Raw genomic sequence first — 22,258 nt, forward strand, 5'->3', positions numbered from 1 at the left:
TTTGGTTAAGTTTATGAATTGTAGTAATAAAAAAGAGAGTTTAAGTAGTTAAACTCTCTTTTTTGAAGTGGTATGAAATAGGGTTAAGTGTAATTAATTGTTTACACTTTTGGCATGTTCACCAAAAAACTTGCTACGCTGTTGTAACCACATGTTTGGTTTTATTTCAGGCGCAGCTTGGTAATGGCGTTCAATGGTTTGATTAAGTACGCGTGTTGCTTGCTCATAAGTGAGTTTTTGCTGCGCATTACCTAAGCTTTTTATTTCGTCGCGGCTCATTGCACGGCCGGCATAAAGCATGGCATTTAAGTAGCCTGGCTCGGTTTCAAAGTTGTCATCATTAAACAGCAGCACTGCGTCTTTGAGTGCCCAGCGGTTGTTTATTTCTCCATCTTCCTTTACACCCACTAGTTCGCCATCTATGTACACTTCAAATACGCCATTGGTAGGTGCAGTATAAAATACTAAAGCGACACGATGCCAAGAGTCTGGTTGTGTATTGCCAAAATAGCCGCTGTCGCTGGTTGATTTACCATAACCACCACTTGGGTCAATAAATATGTCGGCATCGTCGGTTAAGTAGTTAACGGTATCCGCTTGAACAACCGCACGGTAAATATCTTGGCCTTCTGCTGGCCAGTATAAATCCATTACAAGTGTGTAGTCTGAAACCATGCCATCAGCGGCATAATCGCCGTTAGCGGGTGTGTTTAAGTTAATATGTAGGCCTTCGGTTGGTGCATGCCTTGAAAATGCCATTACACCTGACGGCCCATCACTCAAATCACTAATGCCGAGTTCGGTAGTGGTTTTATATTGAGTTTCTTCTGGGCCCCAGTCTTTTTCTTCAGGATCGAAGTAACTGAGTACTGAAGGTCCAAAATCTGCTGTAAGTGGGCTTGCTGTATTATCAAAATTCCATACCGTTATGTTTTCTTCGTTTGTACATGAAAACAGTTGACTGTTGGTATCTAGGTATAAGCACTGGCTTGTTCTAAATCGGGCGTACTGATCTAGTAACCACCATGCTTCGGCAATGGGTTCTACGTTTGAAAATGTGACACCATTAAAAAATAATTCAGGGTTAAGCGCTGCGCCTTTAAATAAAGCGACATCATAATTGCTGGTTGCTTGAATGTTATCCGGTGTGAGTAAAAACCAGTCAGGTTGGCTTGCATACATAGACGTTAAGTCTGTACCTGTTACTGTCACTTTATATATTGCGTTAAAACCGGGTGTATTTGAAGGCTGTCTTTCTACGTAAAATGCTTCGTGAAAATCTTCTTGTGTGAGCGTGCCGGGTGTCCAACGCTTTTGAACCAGTTCGGGGTTTAAAAGTGCAGCTGTGATTGAACTTTCGTGTTGCGCGGCTAATGCTGTTATTTCAGCTAACTCAATTGCACTAGGGTAGTTTTCTGAAATAGCTATTTCGGTTTGTGCATCAGGCGCGTAACGGCCCATAATTTCATCAATGGCTTGCTTTGTTGGTTCATCACGTTCAGTGATGGTTTCAGTTGCAATCGTTTGATAGTTCACAACAGGTGATGTTTTATCAGCTAAATTAAACTCAAGTGTTAAGTCGGTTATCCCTTTTGCATAAAAGTCAGGTTGAATAACAATGGCGCCATTTTCTAGTGTATCAAAGCTTTCGCCGCCATGGGTATGGCCCCCTAATACTAAATCAATACCTGCAACCTCAGTTGCCATATCTGTATCTAGGCCTACTCCTAAATGGCTTAGCATTACCATGTAATCAACATCATCACGGTATTGGTCTACAATGCTTTGTGCAACTTGCTGCCATTCCCAGCTCATTTTAAATTGTTTTATAAAATCAGGAATTGGATCGTCTTGCTGTGGCTCATCTAGTTCATTCCATGGCACCGACGTCATGCCAAATACACCTAAGGTGACACAGCCCACTTGCACTTTTGCAAAGCTCACAGCGGCAAAATCTTGAAGTTGCTCCCCTTCATAGCGAGTGTTACTTGCAAGCACAATTGCTTTATCATCTTGCGAATAACTCAGTAGTTTTTCTGGTCCCCATGCATAGTCGTGGTTTCCCACAACACGAATGTCAAACTGCATCGCTTTAATGGCTTCTTCGGTTGCTGTACCTTGTGAAAGTTGCTCTGCTACCGTGCCTTTTTCATAATCGTCACCACCATTGGTAAATAGGGTATGTGGTGTTTGGTTGGCGACTTGATTGTAATAGGCTTTAATACGGCTAAAGTATTGTTCCTCATACCCAAAACGAGCATGTAAGTCTGCTACATGAACAAAGCGTACCGATTGTGTTGTTGCGCTCGCTTCACATGTTGGACCAATATCGGCGAATGTTTCTTTACGCTGCATTTGAATTGCATAAGTGCCTACTTGATTCACTTGTGCATTGACATAATCATCGCTTACGGTTGAGTTAGTAATCGTTTCCCAACTATTTAGACCTAACTGTCTGGCTATGAATAATTGCCCACCGAGTACATAGTCTTCAGGTATTTTTATTCTAATAGTAAAGGAGTCTGAAAATGAAATGTCAGGGTCGGGTATAAGGGTGTGTAAATCAGAGATAATGTTTAACTGTGCGTTGGCATCATCTAGCGTTGTTTTTTCGTAAGTGATTTCGCTATTTGATGAAGCTATATTTGCAGGGATAATTAATTCAAACCCCCCGTTATCTAACGTTGAGTTTAAGCCGTTAGCAGCAGTTAAAGAAAGTAGGGTGGGCTCGGGTTCAACAGGATCATTTGGATTAACCGTTACTGCATCACTCGCACCACCGCATGCACTTAACATAAAGAGCAAAAATGGTATTGCAGCTATTTTTAATAACTTGTCCAATAACATATACAGCAGTCCTCGGGTGTCTAATTTAACAATTTATTAATGCATAATATCAGTTAAAAGTATGGGAGCATAGCTGTAATAAAAATCGCCCCCATAACAATTATGGGGGCTATTTTTTATTTGTTACTACATTTGGAATATGCAGTAAATAATTATTAGTACAAAAGGATTAACCGAATTAGGTCTCTAATCCTTGTTTTTCCCATATTTTCGCTTTAAAACTCATAAGCACTAAAACAATACCTACACCAATGCTAAATAATGCAATTTGTAAGTATAGGGTAGGGATTTCTTGAACGTTATTAGGATCAAAGTTACCAGCAAGTATGCCCGAGATAACATTACCAATAGAGTAAGTTAAAACAAACACACCCATTAACTGGCCCGTATAGCGACGAGGCGATAACTTGCTTACTGCACTTAATGCAACAGGGCTTAAACAAAGCTCACCCACTGTGTGTAAAAAGTACGTAGTTACCAACCAGTAAGGCGCTACTTTTAAGCCTTCTGCTGCATAATGTGCTGCCATAAACATGACTAAAAAGCCTGAGGCCATAATAATTAAGCCAAATGCACATTTTACGCTGTAAGTAGGCGATATCATTTTTTTAGACAGGTTTATCCAAAGCGCAGCGAAAAAAGGTGATAAAACAATAATAAAAATTGAATTTAAAGATTGAAACCACGTAGTTGGAATTTCAAACTTACCAATTAGTCGGTCGGTGTAATCGCGGGCAAATAGGTTTAACGAAGAGCCGGCTTGCTCAAAACCAGACCAAAAACATGCAGAGGCAACACACACTAAAAATAACGCCCACATTCTTTGTTTTTCTTCGCCTGTTAATTTGCCTTTAAAATAAATAAGGCCAAAGTACACAAAGAATATAACAGTAAATATAACAGCTGTATAACCGGCTACAACTGAAGGGTTTATAATGATAGCACCAGTCATAGCGGCTATGGTAACACCCGCAACAACAGCCACAAACAACGCGATAGCGCCCCAAGTACGTGAAGTGCCTTTAGCGCTTAATGGATTAGCAGGTAAAGCGCTGTGCTCTGGTAAGTTATCAAGGGTAAGTTTGTATTGTACTAAACCAATGGCCATACCAACAGCTGCTGCACCAAATGCCCAGTGCCAACCTACGTTCTCCATAAAGTAACCACATACGTAGTAGCCTATTAAAGAACCCAAGTTAATACCCATGTAATAAATAGCGTAACCGCCATCACGACGCTCATCAGCATCGCTGTACAACTGGCCTACCATTGCACTGATATTTGGCTTGAGTAAGCCCGTACCTGTTGCAACAAAAATTAAACCAATAAAAAATGAATATTCATGTGGAACGGCCAAAATAATGTGGCCACACATAATGATAATACCACCGTACCAAACCGCTTTTTGGCCGCCAAATAATCTATCTGCTAACCAACCGCCAGGTAAGCCTAAAAAGTATACCGCACCTGTGTACAAACCATAAATTGCAGCCGCTGATGCAACCGTAAAGCCAAGGCCTTCTTGTTGTAAGCTTGCTGTCATGAATAATACGAGCATAGCTCGCATACCGTAATAACTCATTCGTTCCCACATTTCAGTGAAGAACAATGTCGAAAGTCCTTTAGGGTGGCCAAACCAGCCACTATCTGGAGCTGAACTCATATTTACTTCCTAACTTAAAGAATTGTTGTGATGGCCTTATAATTTTTTGCTTTAGCTCAGTTAGCCTGTTTATAAGGTTAAAGTGCTCGACCACCAGTATATTATTTGTATCTAAGATAATGATTTGCTGTATGGCTGTAACACCACAAGGTAAGAGACACACCCTTATCCTAGCTACAATTGCGCATAAGTATACATATACCTCAAGGCGAGGGGAAGTACTGAGCGGTGTATCACCTTATGCTAAGTTAGAACTCAGCATAAGGGATAATAGGTGTACCCGGAAACTCTAGGGTCCCGTAAACAGGATTGAAGTAGTAACGGATATACAGTTGGCCAAAATTAGGTTCGTAAAAGTCAGAACGATCAATAGCTAAATAACCACCAAAGAACCAATGTGGGGTTATTCTGTATTCAAAGCTGCCTTCTAAGTTGTACGATACGCCCGCACTGGTATCTGAATCAAAGGCAGGGTCTACACCGGTTTCAAGTTGGCGAACAAAGGCTTCAGCTTGAAGGTCAGGATCATTAGGAAAAAAATCGATGGCTTGCGTTTTAGTTTGCGAATACGACACGCCTGTTTTTACGCGGTATACAAAGTCATCACCCCATCGTGCATCGTAGGTCAAAGGAACCGATAACCCAATATAGTTCTGTGGGCTGTAGTAGCCGCCGTGGCCCCAGGTTTCTTCACTTAAATTAAATTTATACGCCCAATGCAATAAACTTGCACCCACTGTAAATTCGCGATCTTGATTACTTATTACACGATAATAGGTACCGCCCATCAAGCGGTAGCGCTGGTTATCTTTTACGTTTTGACCTTTATATAATGTAAAGTCAGCACTAGACCAAAACCCCCAATCGCCGCCTAAATCATGAGAAACATTAGCGGTTAAACCGGTTGAGCGAACCCCCCCCCAAATTTTACCGGTATTAACGTCTTCAAGACCAGCATAGGCCAGTACTGAGCTGGTTACTGGTCGTTTTTCTAATTCAAGGCTATAACCAAAGTCACCAAAGTCGTCCGAGTAATTAATACCCCATACAATGTCTTCGATTAAAAAGCCCAGTGGTGTTGTACCAATATCTACGCGCCAGTTTTCGTTTTGCCAACCAATGCCAATATCAACGCCATCTTGCTCAGGACTTACCTCGTCAATACCACAGGTAAATATACACAAAGCGCCTTGACCGTATCGACTGCCAGCAAATTGCTCGTCAAATCGTGTTGTTTGCGCGCTAATACTTGTAGGATCTATTTTTACAAAGCCTTGCCCCTGCCAAAGCGGAAAGTACGCTTCAATAGGGACTAAACCAGCGCCCAATGTAGCCTCACTTTCAGTACTTACTTGTCCGCTAAAATTTACACCAACAGCAATGTAGGCTTGGTTTTTGTTTTGTTGGCTGAGTAGTTCTCGTTTGGCACCGTTTATATACCACTCGTCGTTTTCATTAATGCGCGAAAGTGATGCGTAGAGTTCTTTTTCATTTAGTTGACGATTAGGTGAAAGCGTTTGTGCGTACCACGTTTGTGCTTGCTCTGTTTCATTAAAATTAGCAGCAACTTGCGCGCCTAAATAACGAAGCTCTAAATCATTAGGTGCTTTTTGAATAAGTTGCTCGGCTAAGTAAAGGGCATCACCTGCGTAATTAAAATCGTTTAACGATTCCATAATTTGACGCTGAAAATAACTTTCTTGCGTTGTACTTTGTTCAATGGCGAGCTGTGTGACCTCTTTTGCTTGGAAATCATCACCAAGTGCTCTATAGGCTTTGGATATTGCCATTAAAGCTTGGGGTTCAATTAACTGATTATTTTTTAGTTTTTGTTCGTATAAAATAATCGCTGATTGGTTTTGATCAAGTGCTAAGTTTGCATTTATTAGCGCAGTTGTTGTTGCTGCTGAACTTGGGTATTTTCGATCGAGCTGATTTAGCTTCGCAATAAGATCACTGCCACTAAAATACTCAGAATAATAGGCATTTTGTAATTGCACAAACTGATCTATTTCACTCTCAGAGGCATTTTCAGGAAGCCGATAACGATTAAACCAATCCGTAGTCTGAGCTTTATTACCCTGTGCTAAAAGCCATTCTCCATACAACATATGCCAATAGGCTGATAATGAGGGGTCTTCAGCTAATGCGTCACGCATGAGTTTTAAAGCGTGGTTTTGTTCTTCTATGCTAAACCAGCTTCGTGCTAGCTCAGCTTTCATTGGTGGCGTTAAATTTTGTGCTTCTAACGCACTTAAGTGATAAATAGCAGCCGCTTTATTTTGAGAATTAATAAAACGTTCGCTTTGAGCTAAAGACTCATTAAGTTGTAACTGTTGTTCAAGAGATACAATGTCAGCATCGCGAGATTTAAATGGAATATACTGAAGCGTAGCAAGCGCACCTTGGTAATCGTCTAAAGCACGCAAAAACAGTGCATGGCTATACCTAAGCTGTGAATTTAGCGGAAATTGCCACAATACATTATTAAACAATGAGCGGGCTTTGTCGGTGAGTCCTTTTTGTTGATATATAAACGCTAAGTCGTAATATAACCAAGGCTCTTCTGGTGTTGCTTGAATAGCCTCTTTTAATATTTTTTCAGCCTCTTCTAATTCACCAGCTTCAGTTAGCTTTGTTGCCTTAGCTCTATACACGCTACTTAATGAGCTTAAATATGACGCTCTTAATATTTCTTTTTGTGAAAATGAAAGTCGATTAAAAAAAGATGTGAGCGTTTTTTCACTTTGTTCAAGCTTTGCAATTTCAAGTAAGCCAAATAGGGCGCCTTCGTTTAAAGGCTCGCTTTTAAGCACCACTTGGTAGGTAAGCGCAGCTTGTGAATATAGCCCTTGGGTAAATTGTAAGGTGCCACGATTCGCCAATACGGTATTAGGTTCTTCTTCTAATGCGGCGGCTAAATCGAGTTTTAGCTTAGCAACTCTAAATTCACTGCTATCTATAGCGTCTCTTGCTTGGCGAATATACAGCCAAAACTTAGCTGTTTTAGCCATGCTTTTAAGGGTATTTCGCTCTGCAAAGTCGGCAGTGTATTTTTGTGCACGTGTAAAATAATTATAGGCTTTACCATTTTCACCTAGTTGTAGGTAAAGTATGCCTAAGCTGTTCATGATTTCGCCGTCAGTAGGGCGGCCTTTTAAGGCTTTTAACAGAAGAGGTTCTGCTGCTTTTAACTTTTCTTGTTCGAGTAGATTATTGCCTTTTAACCAGAGCTGATAAGCCGGGTCGGCTAATAATTTTTGGCGTGCTTTTAATTGCTTTTTAAAGTCTTGATACTGTAACTCTCCCTTATTACTAAACGGGTAAAGTATAAAGTATTGCTGAAATTGCTTGTCAGTATTACTGTTTATTGGCATATTTTTTAATGCAGAGAGCCAAATACTTTCAACTTCATCACTAAAACCCGATGTCGATCCATACTTACTTAAAATACGCATAGCTGCTTTATCGCGTGGGTTACGTCTTAGTAAATGTCTGGCATAAGCAACTTCTATAGTGCCTAGGTTGTCATAGCGTTTTAATAATTGTTTGTAACCATTTTTAACCCCTTGCCATTGAGCGCTGTCCTGGGCATACCAGCTTAAATGCTCAAGCTCAAAGTTTAAAGTAGGATAAACATCATTAAATATTTTATTGTAAATTTGACGTGCTTGTTCATACCTGCCGGCACGAGCAAGCAGCTTTGCTTCTTGAATTACTGCCTTGTCTTTACCTTGAATACGAGACATAACCTTGAGTTTTTTTACGCAAGGTGTTTGTTGTGTTAGTTGGTTATCAAGCTTACTTAATAACAAGTTTGCCTGGTCTGTATTGCCATTCGTAAAGTCGTAATGTGCAAGCGCACATTGCGTTTCTATTCGGGTAGGGGCAATTGCAACCAACTTCTGCAGGCTATCTTCAACAAGTCTTTTGTTTTGTTGTGCTTCACCAATACTAATTTGGTTTAATAACCAATCAACCGATTGTGTATCAATATCATTTATTGTTGCGGCATTTAAATTAGTGCTTAGTGCCAATGTACAAGCTAAGGCCAACCTTAACGACATTCAGTGCTCCAAGTAGGTTGTAGCGTTCCATCAGCCGTTATTTTAAAGCGCTTGTTTACAGCACTTTCACCAAATAAATGCAATACACTGTCGTAATAACGTGTTTGCGTAAAAGACTTATCAATCATTAGCTTTTGCTGAATGGCCATTACTAGCTCATCATTACCTTGCTCTGCTAACAAAGGCAACAGGGCAGCGTTAAAGCCCAAAGGCCCTCTTTTTTCAGATTTACCTGATTGAGCGTACGTATTTAAAGGAACATGGCCGCGCTCTTCAATAGTGTCCATAAACGGTGCAAACTGAGTAAGAAGCTCTTGTTTGTAGGGTGAATCTTTTGCCATCATACTTGCCCAAAGGTAAACACGAATTGCATTATAACTACCTAAATCTGTATTTTTTCTGTCGTAGTAAAAACCGCGGTTTGAATCAAACATAACCCAATCAGGGCTAACGCCTTGCTGTGCGGTATCTAAAATTAACTTAGCTGATCCTTCGTGCAGTTGATGCCACGGTGAATGTGGATAAAGCTTTTTAAATTGCTGGTAAATAAATAACGGCGAGTAGCTAGGATTTAGCTTATAGCGCTCATTGTCAAACTCAAAACCGGCAGGTGCGGGGAGTAAAGAAAGGCCAAGGCCCGTTATGTAGGCGGTTTCTTCTCTGATTATACGTTGAGCAAGCACTGCGGCTAAAATACTATAGCGGCGTTCATCCCATAAAATTGCCGCTTGCGATAAACTGTAGGCAATCCATAGGTCTGAATCTGACGCAGGGTTTGAATCTAAAATCCCCCCTACGCGGTTTTTATCTAGTCCCCATTTCCATGCTGGTAAACGCGTACTTAAATCGCCCTCTGATAAATGCTCTTGGGTCCAATTTAAAACAGAATCAAAAGCGGCTTTATCGTTGGCAATAAGCGCAAAAAATAGTGCATATGATTGGCCTTCAGAGGTTGTGATACTTTGATCACTGCCCAAGTCAATAACGCGGCCGTCTTGGCTTATAAAATGATTTTTAAACACTTGCCACGACTGCCAAGGTTCGCACTGTTCAACTTGTGCGTTGGCATTGAAAGCAAATAGTGCCATCACGGTAAAAAACATATTAACGAGTGATTTCATTATTCGTCTCCTTCAGCTAAACGCTTGTAAGTTAATGCTTGTAATAATCGCCATAAGATAAATGAGATCAGCAATAGCGTTAAAATAGACAGTAATGCCAAAATAAATGGATGATCAGATAAGTGAAACCACACTAATGTATGGACTGGGATATGGCCTACAAAGTATTGCTCATCTACTTGAATGGTTTTAATACCCTGTGAGTTGATAATGGCTGCACTACCTTTTACTTGAGCTAATTTTTCTGAGTTCATTAGAACATCGTCAAGTATAGTAAATGCATTTTGCGTCGTAGCACTCAACGAGACGATAGAGCGGTCTGAGTCAAACGGTGATTGAAACCCTGTTATAACAGCCATATCGCCACTACTTTTAATACTAACCTCTACTTTATCGGTCGTTTGTTCGTCGTATGCACCATTATAAATTGCTTGTTTAATTGCGCGCTGATTATTGTTAAGCAAAACATTTGTTTGTGCATCTTCATCTAAGTCATTAGCAATACTGTTAGGTTTAGCAATAACGAGTATGTCTTTATCATCTAAATCAGCGTCCTCATTTAAATGAGCAACACTCATTCTATGGGTTGGGTAACCGGTGATCGCGCCAAAGTGCCCCGTTAAGTTAAATAAAACGGTTAAAGCATTTGGTGTTGGGTTTTCATCAATAAGCACCAGTGTTTGTTGTAAATCAGCATATTTGGTAAAAGGAAAGCCACTATTAGCAAATACGTTCAGATCTGGTAATGCGATATAGTGATCAAATTCACTTACGTCAATGCTTGAATCGCCATCAATAACACCAAACTCACCGCCAGGAGGTGCAACAGCACATTCACCTTTTTTGAGTACACCAAACCTAAAGTCAAAGTTAAGCTCATTTCTGTTAGCTAAATTAATGCCATTTACAGAAAAGCCTTCTGTGCTTTGTGTGGTGTCAGTATTGGCAACTAGTGGCAACAACGCTTGTGTTGTTTGTAGTAAATCGTTGTTTTCATCTAGTAAAAAACCACTTATAAATTCTTGGTTTATTAGCATATTTAAACGAGAGTCGATGGCTTCTGATTCTGGCGTGCTACGGTACTGAAGAGTAATAGGTATTCCTCTTTCACGCCACGTGAATAGATCAGGTGCAAAGCGAATGTTTAGTTTTACTGGACCATTATTAAGACCTTGCGCCTGTAGTTGCGTAGGGTAGTCAATAAGCTCGTCAAAATGAACTGGACGATCGCTTCTAAGCCAGCGTGGTGCATCATACGCTTTTCGAAGTGGCAACTGATTTATGGCTTCAATACTTGCGCTTCTTCCTGTCATTACTTTGTGGCCAAATGCAAGGCCAGTCACCGCTGTTTTTAAATCAGCTTCATCACGGCCCAATATGAGTAACATTTTATAATAACGATTAAATGGGTTTGAAATGATTTCAATTGTTGGTTTTTCAACATCTGGGTAATCTTTCAAAAAATCAGGTTTTGAATCATTAGTAATAAAAACCACACTGTGTTGATCAGGCGATTTATTTAACGTTACGGGAAAATTAAATCCACGCCAATCAGCTTGGGCTCCAAACCAACTCGATAGCGTTGCTGCTGCCTCAATAGCTTGGGTATTGGGTGTTTTAGCAAATACAAATGGAAGGTTAAGCTTGTTGTAATCCTTTTCATCAAAAAACGGCTCTGGGAGGTATTCTAAACGGCTATCGATAGCGAGTTGCTTTTGATCGAGCGTTATGTTGCTTGATTTATTTATTTCTGTCCAAATAGTACGGCTGAAGTAGTCTTGACATCTAAGGTCGTAATAACCAACCAATTCAAAGCGAACTTGGTTGTAATCTTGAATGTATTTAGCGTTAAGATCGAGGCTGTGCTGCACTGTGTTCTTTACAATACTAAGTTGTTCGTTAATAGGTAAAACAGTGACTAAATTATCATTAAAGTATACTTTTAAGTGAGAAACATTCGCGATTAATGAAGGCGAGTTAGTATACGAAAAGTTAAGCTTTAAATTGGTGCTCAATTTATCTATTCGGTTTGTAAAGTCAACGCGGGAGTTATTATTTACCCCGTTGAGCCTAAAACCTGTAAAGCCTAACGCTTCAAACTCTAAGCGTAAACTCGACACCTGAGCGCTCTCAGGGTATCCATTAATGAACATTGATTTATTTTGTAATGGCTCAATTGCATGCGCAAAGTAAGCGCAACAAATAAGCGACAATGTTAGGGATATATTAAGCAACTTTTTAATCATAATTATTATGCACTATTGGTCTTTTTGGAGTAAATGAGTTTACGTATACAACTAAATTAGTCATAAACTGAATGATAGGTTGAAGCACTCTTGGTGCGTGGAAGAGCAAGTTACTAAACCCTCTGAGGCTTGTTTTTTGCACTTCTTTAAAACTGTAAGATGGGCGGTCATGTCTAAAGTTATTTTGCCAGTCAAGCCACGCATCAGCTCGTGAAAATGTACATTGTATAAACGCGCGCTGTTTTTCAAGAGATAAATCTTTAATGGTTAAGCCAATTTGGTTACCCCGAGTATTACAAACATGGGTAGTAAACGAAAATTGCTTATTACCGCGGCTCATTAATAATTCTATTTTATCGTTTACACGACAAGCATGTGCATGGTCGGTTTCTATTCCTACGCCGTTATCGGAGTAATCTGTAATTTTTACTTTTAATGTGTGGCCATTTGCTAAACGAACTCCCGCTGGGAAGTTTGCTTTAATGCGGTGTGAATGCCTCACTTGGCGTGCTTCTGCTGCCACGGCAACCGCAGCACCCAAAATGATAATATTATAAAGCGCCCACCCCATACTAATCAGCAGTACACCAACTTGCGTAGGGTCGCCAAAAAACAGGCGCAAAATACCAACTAACATACCGACTAAATTAATAGCGAGTAAAACCAAATATGGCTTAGAAATACCCCAGTCATAATGCTCTTTATCGTTTAATCCACCTTTTTCGGTAACGTTAAATTTACCTTTGTTTGGATTAAACAAAGCAACTGTTGTTGGCTTTAATATGTACCAAGCAAGCACAGATTCGTAAACTTCGCCCCAGAACGAATAGCGATACTTACCTTGTATTCGTGAGTTAGTTGCTTTTATTTGAATAAGTGTAGGTACAACGTAGATAAAAATAGCTAAAAATGGCGCGTAAATAATGTATGCATTAAAGTATATAAGTGCCAGGGGCGCGGTTAAAAATACAATGCGCGGAATACCTGATAGAAAATGCAGCATAGCATTTAAGTAACAAAGTCGCTGAGGGATGTTCAAGCCTTTGCCTAACAGCGGGTTATCGAGCCTAAATATTTGCGCCATGCCCCGTGCCCAACGAATTCGCTGGCCAATATGAGCCGATAAACTGTCAGTGGCAAGGCCAGCAGCTTGAGGAATATTTATATAGGCAGTTTTATAACCTGCGCGTTGCATTCGCAGTGCAGTATGAGCATCCTCGGTGACGGTTTCAAAAGCAAAGCCACCTATTTCATCAAGCGCTTCTCTTTTGAGTACCGCACACGAACCACAAAAGAACGTAGCATCCCACATATCGTTTCCGTCTTGAATAAGCCCGTAAAACAACATGTTTTCGTTTGGAATTTGACTGTGGTTATTTAAGTTTCTCTCAAATGGATCTGCGGAGAAAAAATGATGTGGTGTTTGTACTAAACACACTTTACTGTCTTTTAAAAACTGTCCCATGGTCATTTGCAAAAATGAACGAGCAGGTACGTGGTCGCAATCAAAAATGGCAATATAGTCACCATCTGTGTAGCGCATAGCACTATTCATATTTCCGGCTTTTGCATGGTTATTATCTGGTCTTGTTAAATAACCCGCACCCACTTGTTTAGCAAATTCACCAAACTCAGGACGTTTACCATCATCTAAAATATATACTTTCAGCTTATCTGCTGGCCAATCTATGCTTAATGCGGCAAGGGTAGTCGGCCTTACAACACTTAAAGGTTCATTGTAAGTAGGAATGTAAATATCTACCGTTGGCCATAAGTCAGTATTTTTTGGCAACATGACAGGTTTTCTTTCAAGTGGGTTAATAGTTTGAAAAAAACCTAAAATAAGTACCATCCATGCGTATGTTTCTGCTAGTAACAAGCCTGCACCTAATGTAAGTGCTAAAGGGTCATCCCAATTAAGTGTTTCAGTGTATCGCCACCACAAGTACCGCGAAGATGTAGTGACAGATAAGGTAATCATTACAATCGTGGCCATATGGCCTTTTACGCGTTTGAGCGCGTAAGCAACCAGTAAAATAAAGCTAATAAACACTGCTTGCGCTTCAAGGCTAAAGGGAATGGTAACAAATATGGCAAGCAAGAATAATATCAGTGCAACAACGATGTATTTAATAAGTTTGTTCTGCCAAATACGAGCGTCTGCCATTGTTTTAAAAGCACTTTTTTTAGGCTTGTTGTTTTTGGAAAAAAGGCGCCTTATTAATCGGCCTAATTTAAGGTCGTACCAACGAAGTTGCCTTAGGCTGTAACTGACCCCGTCATAAAAATAATTTACAGCATGCTTTTTTATTGGACACTGATTTTTTTTTGGGTTTTATGAACAGCAAAAAGCAAAAATATGCTCTGAATAACAAAGCGTATAATATTGGAATAGATATAAGTTCTGTATGGTAACCTTAAGTGTGGATAATAGTTATATAACGCTAACTCAAAGTTTTCTTTGTTCTTTTTTATATTTACAAATAATGAACCGAACAAAGTTATAAAGGGCATTAAAAATGCTTCAATTACATTAACCTTGTGCTGGTTAAAGTAACTATGAAATTTAAATAAAATGTAACGCACAAGCTTATCAGTGAATAATATACTCAATAGAATATACAATGTGCTGTGTATGGGCCTTTTGTAAAAAAGTAGTAAAGCTCATCGTCAGTTAGCCGCCTTACTTACAAGCCAACCAGCCAGTGTTTCAAAGTCATCGTTCGCTACACTGTATGGAGCGCAATTAAGGGCTACATTACGATTAGCTGTGGCCTCTTTAATAACTTCATCGCTGTTAATAAAAAACGGCGCCATAAATGGCAATGTAGATTGCCAAAGAGAAAATAGATCAAATTCTAACACTGAGGCTGCGTTGTAACGATTAACGACAAAAAAGTGTTTCCAAGTTGACTCTACTGACTTAAGAGTTTGAAGGCGCTTGTATATGAGGCTATGACAAATTGCATCGCAAGTGACTAGCTCAATAACAATATCGTTTTCTTCTAACGGGTAGTGAGAAATATTAATATGTGAAGGGCAATCGAATATTATCCAAGCAGATTCTTTATAATCCAGATTTTTGCAATTGTTAATTGTGGTTATAATTTCATCTAAAGTTGATTCATTATCGCCATGGGGTAAAAAAAGAACGCCATCGCTATCTTTACGAAAATGTAATAATGCATCGTCAAAAGTACTCTCGTTGCTCCAACCTTTTGTGGCTGTCCATTTAAGTCCAAAGTGCAAACCAAGGTCACTTTTAACATCTAGGTCTATGGCAACCACATCAACATCAGATTTTTTCAAAACGCACGCTAAGTTTGCAACAACTGATGTGCTACCTATGCCGCCTTTGATACCTTTAATAAAAATCCTTTGCAATGGAGTTTACCTTTTTTATTTTTTTTCTTTAGAAGTTTTTAATGCGTCATCAATTTCTTTCAATAGCGCATACTTGTTAATTGTTTTTTGTATTTTTTTGTGTATTCATAATTTCTATATAGTCGTCACTTTTCCCACCAAAACGGCGAGCTAGGTTTTCTATGTCACTTGATGTGAGTATTTGTGAGCTTTTTGTAGCTAAATTATTCATTACAACCTTTGTAAGCGTAATATTTATTTTTATTAAAAGTGGACAATATTTGGCTATTATATATAGAATAGCAGGCAAAACTAGTAAAAAAGTATTTTTTTGAGGGCTTTTTAAGTGCATAACTTTAACATAACGGGTTTAGAGCCGGCTGCAAAAGAGTTAAAATCGGCTTCAAGTTATGCTGTTTTAGCCCCTTTAGATAATTTTGTAATTGAATTTGCTTTACATGCAATTAACCAAAATTTCGCAAACGATATTTACATTGTTTCTCAAGACGTTGAATCTTTCTTTGAGTCGTCATTTTCTGCAGCAATTAATACTGCGTACAAACGTAGTAAAGTTCATCCATTTTCTCTCTCATCTGAGACACAGCATTACTCAATAGAGCGAATAAACAAAGGTATAATTAAAGAGATAGGCGCGTATAAAAAATTAAAAAATGCGCTAGTGTTTATCCACTTCAACACAGAGCTACTTAGTGCAGCAACCGAAGCTAGCACAAAAACAATAATGAACGATTACAGTGAGTTTGCAAAAAAAACAGGGGTTACCTTATTATTTTTGCTATCTGGTCCAGAAGTAACACACTATCGATTTTTAATAAGGCAGCTTAATAAATCTTTTGATGGATTAATTTTTGTAGATAATGATTCCGCTACCCGCGTTTTAGAGTACGATTATTGGCACCACACTACGGGTGTATTTGCTGATATGCAGTTTCAACTGTCGCTTGAAGATAATCAGTTTTTGGTACAAGAGGGAACTGTAAACGATCTAAAAGTATTCAATGGCTCGCATTTTCCAGATGAGGACGATGTTTGGTTAGTGCAAAGCGCTGTGCCAATCGGTACAAAATTGCCTACGCATTATTATACCGCAAAAGACAATAATGAGCTGTTTGACAAAGGCCCCAAATTAAAAGCGGCGACATTGGTGTTTGCTGTTACGCGTTACACAGATTTAGCACTGCTTGGTAAACAGTGCTTTGAACTTAGAAAAAGCTGCGGTCGTTGGTTGAAATTGGTAGTACAAAATGTTGATGGCGTTATTCGCCATCAAGATGAATGTTTATTTTTAACTTTAGGCGTTAACCTTATTTTGTATAGCTTTTCTGAACCTTCGCGATTATTATCTCAAATTCAGTCTATTCAAGGGTTTCAATTTTCTAGACCGTTACCGCCATCTGTCGAGCACGTTCTTAAATATACAGAAAATACGTTTTCTAAAGGCTATTTACCTTTTGATGAATTTACGCGCCAAGTAGAGGTTCATAGTGACTCTGCTGTTAATCTGGGTGTTAGCGGCGTATTGGTTAAGCTTGAGTTATTACCCCGCATAGAGCCCATTCACCCTTTACACTTGTTTCATATTAAGCGTGAAGGGGATGTATTTAGCCTTGCAGATAACACCGTGTATTTGTACTTGCATGCGTGTAGAGAGAACGACGTAAATAATGCAATTAAGCATTTATTCAAGCTACAAACGAGTGACTTTTTTGTGCAGCAAAATGTTATTTCAGATCATTTTCATATACAGCAAGAATGTAAGCAATTAAGGCGGCTTTATAGCGGTAAACAGGTTACTGATTATTCTAAACAGTTAACAGAGAATGATAGCTATAAGTTTGAACCCGGAGTGTCAAAAGGGATTACTGAGTCGTTAGACACACCTGAGTTTACAAATGATGCGCGCCCCGATGCTGTGTCATTTGTAATGAGATTAAAGGCTTAACCAATGAGTATTAATCAGCTTTTTATTACCGTTATTTTGGCAATTATAGTCGGTATTGTACTTTGTATGTCGGCAACTCAAATATTGGTCAGAGTAAAAACATATTATTACAAGCTTACTTTTAAACACGAAGTACTTGAACCTTATACACCGAATAAAAAAAGAAGGATGAGCAGTGAAATTATCAGGTTTAGGAGCGTGGAATCTTTATTTCTTAGCTAAATTTGCCTTGTTTTATTACGGCGCAATTGATTTTAATGTATTAACCAATGCAGCCCTTGCAGCACTTTTAGCAATCAAATTTAAAAAAGCGATTATTGAAAAGTTAAAACATGTACTTGGTGGTATTTTTGCGATTGTCATACTTTACCAAGACTCTTGGTTGCCCCCAATAAATAGGCTGACAAAGCAAGCTGGTAATGTTCAAGATTTCAGTTTTGGCTATTTTTTTGAACTTTTAGCACGTGTCATCAGTGTAGATATGCTATTGGCATTATTCGTTATTACCGTGTGTTTTTGGTATACATCTCAGTGGTTACGTTTTACAACAATAACAATTGTTGGGCTGCTTTTGATAGGATGGCAAGGAGAGGGTGAACAATCAGGCACAGTAGTAAATGCCAACTCTACAAATACAACAATTAGAAATGAGCGTACTAATCAAGCACAAGTCATTACGCGCGAAAGCCAAACACCTGATCAAAAATTGTCAGACTTTTATCAACAACAAAGCCATTTAATTAGCCATTTTCCTTCGCAAGTTAATGGCGAACTGTTCGATGTCATCGTTTTAAATATTTGTTCAATGGCTATTGATGACTTGAACGCTATTGGCGTTAGTGTTGAAGACATGTTTAATGATTTTGATGTGGTGTTTTCAGATTTTAACTCAGCAACATCTTACAGTGGGCCTGCAGCTATCAGGCTTTTACGCGCAAGTTGTGGGCAAACAAGCCAAACGGCTTTATTCAGTGATGCACCAGAGCAATGTTATTTATTTAAAAACTTAGAAAAATTAGGGTATCAAAGTAGCGTTGTGATGAACCACGATGGCCACTTTGATGACTTTAAAGGCTTGGTTAATCGCTTTGGTGGCCTAAACGATAAACCACTTAATATTGATTCGCTTCCAGTAGCGCAATACGGCTTTGATGACAGTCCTATTTATTCTGACGGTGCGGTGCTAGATAGTTGGCTTAAAAATGAAGCGCAAGATTGTGAGCCGTGTGCAATGTATTACAACACAACAAGCCTTCACGATGGTAACCAGCTGGCTAATAAAAAACGCATGAATAGCCTTGAAAGTTACCCAATCAGGCACGCTAATTTATTATCTGATATTAATCGTTTTATTCAAAACCTTGAAAAGCGCGGCCGTAATGTCATGTTAATGGTAGTACCCGAACATGGTGCAGCATTAAAAGGTGACAAGGTACAGTTTGCTGGCCTTCGTGAAATACCAAGTCCTACTATTGTATCTGTACCAGCTGCTATTAAATTTATTGGCCCAGACGTTAAAAGCTATTCGCAGATTATGATTAACGAATCGACTAGTTACTTTGCCTTATCTGAAATTGTTGCAAAAACACTTGAGACGAATGTTTTTGGGGGTAATAACAGCATTGCCAATTTAGTTGAAAACTTGCCAAAAGCCCCAAAAGTTGCTGAAAATGCCGGCACAATCATGATGTATGTTAATAAACGACCTTACATACAACTTGATGGCGAAGAATGGTCTGCTTACCCTCAAGGTTAAAAGTAATTTAGCTACGCAGCAGGCTAGCTCTGCTGTGTAGCGTGTTTATGTTGTTATTCTTATGTGTTAATTAAAACGCAGACTTGTCCAAAAATGTTTACAATAAGCTACCTTATCAAAGCGACTTAGCGTATTATTCGGCTAATTTAGTTTTTCCTGCTTTGAGGATGTATGCGTCTAGATATTCACTGTGCTGATAGGATCGGTATAGCCCAAGAAATCCTTAATATTTTAGTTAACTACAGTGTTGATTTAAAAGGTATTGAGGTCGATTCTGTCAATTGCCGTATGTATGTGAGCTTTCCAGAAATAGAGTTTGAGCAGTTTCAAAAAATCATGCCTTCTATCCGTCTGATTGATGGTGTGCATGATGTACGCACTACCGCATTTCTCCCTTCTGAGCGAGAGCATAACGAATTAAATACCTTGTTACGTGCATTACCTGATGGTGTTATTTCTATTGATGCTAAGGGCTGGGTACGTTTATGCAACGATGCTGCCTGTAAAGACCTGCAGTTAAGTGAAAAAGAAGTTATTGGCGCTAACATAAATAACCTACTAAAGGGCTTTAACTTTACGCGTTGGTTAGAAGGTAAGGAAGTGTTAGGCCAAACGACTCGGGTTGAAGTAGCTGGCGAAGACTTTATTGCAGATATTTTACCAATTGCCGTGCCACAAGGCAGTGAAGGCGATGTTTTCGCTGGTGCGGTTATTAACATTAAGTCGCAAAGCCGTTTAGGTCAGCAAGTTAGTGCATTTAGACGCTACGGACAAGAAAGCTTTGCCACCATTCATAACTTTAGTACTGCTATGCGCCGTGTTGTGCGTGAAGCACGAAAAATGGCACAGTTAGAAGCACCCATACTCATTACGGGTGAAACAGGCACAGGTAAAGAGCTACTTGCGCGAGCGTGTCATTATGCGTCAAACCGTTCTGTGAAGCCATTTATTGCGCTTTCGTGCGCGTCGTTACCTGATGATGTAGCGGAGTCTGAGCTTTTTGGTTATGCAGGCTACGAAGAAAATGCAGCGCCTAAACGCGGTGTACTCGAGCAAGCTGATGGCGGTACTGTATTTTTAGATGAAGTGGGTGAAATGTCGACCCAGCTACAAACTAAACTTTTGCGCTTTTTACAAGACGGAACGTTTAGAAAAGTAGGCGATGAGAACGAAGTAAAGGTTAATGTTCGTATTGTAGCCGCTACTCAAAAAGACTTACCCGCAATGGTACAAGAAGGTGTGTTTAGAGAAGACTTGTACTATCGAATTAATGTATTAACTCTCGAAATTGCTCCGTTACGAGACCGCAAAGCCGATGTGGGTCCTCTAGCAGAGCATTTTATCCAAAAATATGCCCAGCAAAATGGCCATGCTATTCCGTTATTATCACAAGAGTGTTTGAGTTTTTTACAAGAATATCCGTGGCCAGGTAATGTTCGCCAACTTGAAAATGCTATTTACCGCGCAGTCTCATTGTTAGATGATAGCGAGTTACGTTTAGAGCATTTACAACTACCTACGTTTACACATGAGTTAGGGTATTTGGAGTCAGACTTCGAAGGCTCGCTTGATCAAGCTGTGAAGCGTTTTGAGGCAACGTTGCTGCGTAAACTTTACCCTGCTTACCCAAGCTCAAGGCAACTTGCTAAACGCTTAGGGCTTAGTCATACCGCAGTGGCAAATAAGTTGCGTGACTACGGTATAAACAGAAAAACCGTTAAGGTTTAGATGACTCTAAAATTAAAACAGGGGACTAGCTTTTAGTCCCCATGTTTTTTGTAACACCATCAATAGCAATCGTTTCTATACCGTCTTCATTAAAATTAATAACAATACTGGCATTGTTACGGGTAAAAAAGTAACTACGGTTGTTAAGCTCGATTACATAATCGCCTTTTACTCGGTCGCTAAACTTTTGTTTTTTTAGTGACACAGTATGCTCACCAATTTGCCAATTAAACCCTTCAATAAAACCATTGTTAAACTCTTGAACCCATACCTGGCTTTCATCTTTTGATAGTGTAATTGCAACTGAGTATGAACTTGGAATACTTTGCATATTGTAGCTTTTAGCGCCAATTTTAAATTGTTCAGCTTTTTGTTGCCAAGCAAAACCAAAGTCAAATTCTTTTTGTATACCCGTTGAGTAGGTAATAGTGCCTTTGCCGGGTAATGAAAAATCAGCTAGCGCTGAATAGCTTGGTACGAGTAATCCAATAAACGTAATTATATGTAGTAGAGGTTTCATAAGCATTTTATTTTTATATATATGAGTAATAAAGAGTAAGGGAGAACATACGTCTTAGCAAGTGCTTGTGATACACTCAGTAAAATTTTGCTGGTAAGACCTTTGTTGTGAACTTATATATTCGACTCCTATTATTATTTTTTAAAATTAAGCGTAATAAACACTATCAAGATTTACTCGATACGGTAGATATTGATTACAAAGCACTTCCTACAGATTGTGATATTAATTTACATTTAACTAATTCGCGCTATTTGGCCATGATGGACTTGTCGCGTACGTGGATGACTGAGCGAGTAGGTTTGCTAAAACAAATAATGAAACGACGTTGGTTTCCTATTGTTAATGCAACAGCTATTACTTACATTCGTGATATTAAACCCATGCAAAAATACACTATTAGCACTAAGTTAGTGGGCTGGGATCATAAGTATTTTTACATTGAGCAGAAATTTCATTCTGATCGTGGTTTGCATGCGATTGCGTACGTACGTGGCGTATTTAAAAGCAAAAAAGGTGTTATAAGTATTGAAGAGATGCTTGAAGTGGCTGGCTTTGAAGGTAAAACTCCTATTTTACCCAGCGAAGTAATGCATTGGAAAGAAATGCTTGAACAGAAAAAAATGACTAATTTACCAAAGTAAATGAAAAAGGCGCTTTGCGCCTTTTTCAATTTTAAGCTTTTATATTTAGCTTACCTTGAAAGTCCTGCCACCCTGGTGGGAACTGCCCACGTAATACATACGAAAACGCAATCAGTTCTGCAATCACAAAATAAAGCTCTTTTGGAATCTCTTCACCTAATTCGAGGTGCGATAAGGTTTTAGCTAAATCGGGATCTTCGTGGATCATGATCCCTTTTTGTTTTGCTGCAGCGATTATTTCTTCCGCCAACTCCCCAAACCCCTTAACACTCACTGAAGGCGTGCTTCCTGCTTCGTATAAAAGGCCAATTGCCGACTTGCTCTTAGGGGAATCACTCAT

13 protein-coding genes and 1 pseudogene are annotated in these 22,258 nt (G+C 39.2%); 4 read left to right on the forward strand and 10 right to left on the reverse strand.

Annotation, left to right across the window (positions count from 1 at the left end):
• Window positions 1-93: 93 nt before the first annotated feature.
• From P20480_RS14105 to bcsR, 8 genes and pseudogenes are all read right to left on the reverse strand, one after another.
• A complete protein-coding gene (locus P20480_RS14105; protein ID WP_008127555.1) occupies window positions 94-2,847 on the reverse strand; it encodes a metallophosphoesterase in 2,754 nt (917 codons plus the stop codon).
• Between the two features lie 178 nt (window positions 2,848-3,025).
• The gene (locus P20480_RS14100) at window positions 3,026-4,510 is read right to left on the reverse strand and encodes a peptide MFS transporter (RefSeq protein ID WP_008127557.1); all 1,485 of its coding nucleotides are present in this window, start codon (window positions 4,508-4,510) and stop codon (window positions 3,026-3,028) included.
• 248 nt (window positions 4,511-4,758) lie between these two features.
• Window positions 4,759-8,577: a cellulose synthase subunit BcsC-related outer membrane protein gene (locus P20480_RS14095; RefSeq protein ID WP_008127558.1), complete on the reverse strand. Its 3,819-nt coding sequence runs from the start codon at window positions 8,575-8,577 to the stop codon at window positions 4,759-4,761.
• On the reverse strand, window positions 8,568-9,698 hold the full coding sequence (gene bcsZ, locus P20480_RS14090; protein ID WP_008127560.1) for a cellulose synthase complex periplasmic endoglucanase BcsZ: 1,131 nt from the start codon (window positions 9,696-9,698) through the stop codon (window positions 8,568-8,570). Before bcsZ ends, P20480_RS14095 begins: the two co-directional genes overlap by 10 nt.
• A complete protein-coding gene (gene bcsB / locus P20480_RS14085) occupies window positions 9,698-11,944 on the reverse strand; it encodes a cellulose biosynthesis cyclic di-GMP-binding regulatory protein BcsB (RefSeq protein ID WP_008127562.1) in 2,247 nt (748 codons plus the stop codon). The genes bcsZ and bcsB overlap by 1 nt, the downstream gene beginning before the upstream one ends.
• Window positions 11,937-14,255 (reverse strand): UDP-forming cellulose synthase catalytic subunit, encoded by a 2,319-nt coding sequence (bcsA, locus tag P20480_RS14080; protein ID WP_238530282.1) that lies wholly within the window; start codon window positions 14,253-14,255, stop codon window positions 11,937-11,939. Before bcsA ends, bcsB begins: the two co-directional genes overlap by 8 nt.
• 359 nt (window positions 14,256-14,614) lie before the next feature.
• Entirely contained in the window at window positions 14,615-15,328 is a 714-nt protein-coding gene (gene bcsQ / locus P20480_RS14075) for a cellulose biosynthesis protein BcsQ (protein ID WP_008127570.1), read from the reverse strand.
• 15 nt (window positions 15,329-15,343) lie between these two features.
• Window positions 15,344-15,539 (reverse strand): annotated as a pseudogene (bcsR, locus tag P20480_RS17710) (BcsR/BcsP family cellulose biosynthesis protein).
• Between the two features lie 114 nt (window positions 15,540-15,653).
• Between bcsR and bcsE the strand changes: the two are divergent.
• The 3 genes from bcsE (at window position 15,654) to tyrR (ending at window position 20,754) form a co-directional block, all read left to right on the forward strand.
• Window positions 15,654-17,270: a cellulose biosynthesis protein BcsE gene (gene bcsE / locus P20480_RS14070; protein WP_008127576.1), complete on the forward strand. Its 1,617-nt coding sequence runs from the start codon at window positions 15,654-15,656 to the stop codon at window positions 17,268-17,270.
• 175 nt (window positions 17,271-17,445) lie between these two features.
• On the forward strand, window positions 17,446-19,026 hold the full coding sequence (bcsG, locus tag P20480_RS14065; protein WP_008127578.1) for a cellulose biosynthesis protein BcsG: 1,581 nt from the start codon (window positions 17,446-17,448) through the stop codon (window positions 19,024-19,026).
• A gap of 171 nt (window positions 19,027-19,197) precedes the next feature.
• The gene (gene tyrR, locus P20480_RS14060; protein ID WP_008127579.1) at window positions 19,198-20,754 is read left to right on the forward strand and encodes a transcriptional regulator TyrR; all 1,557 of its coding nucleotides are present in this window, start codon (window positions 19,198-19,200) and stop codon (window positions 20,752-20,754) included.
• A 25-nt stretch (window positions 20,755-20,779) separates the two neighbouring features.
• Here tyrR and P20480_RS14055 read toward each other — a convergent pair whose 3' ends face one another.
• On the reverse strand, window positions 20,780-21,274 hold the full coding sequence (locus tag P20480_RS14055) for a hypothetical protein (RefSeq protein ID WP_008127581.1): 495 nt from the start codon (window positions 21,272-21,274) through the stop codon (window positions 20,780-20,782).
• Between the two features lie 107 nt (window positions 21,275-21,381).
• On the opposite strand from P20480_RS14055, the gene P20480_RS14050 reads away from it, so the two are divergent.
• Window positions 21,382-21,918, forward strand: a complete 537-nt coding sequence (locus tag P20480_RS14050; protein ID WP_006791400.1) for a thioesterase family protein — start codon at window positions 21,382-21,384, stop codon at window positions 21,916-21,918.
• A 31-nt stretch (window positions 21,919-21,949) separates the two neighbouring features.
• On the opposite strand, the gene P20480_RS14045 is transcribed toward P20480_RS14050, so the two are convergent.
• Window positions 21,950-22,258 carry an EscU/YscU/HrcU family type III secretion system export apparatus switch protein gene (locus P20480_RS14045; protein WP_008127583.1) on the reverse strand — a complete coding sequence of 103 codons (309 nt, stop codon included), beginning with the start codon at window positions 22,256-22,258 and terminating at the stop codon, window positions 21,950-21,952.

Origin of the sequence: Pseudoalteromonas sp. BSi20480, assembly GCF_000241365.1 — a bacterium.
GTDB lineage: Bacteria > Pseudomonadota > Gammaproteobacteria > Enterobacterales > Alteromonadaceae > Pseudoalteromonas > Pseudoalteromonas marina.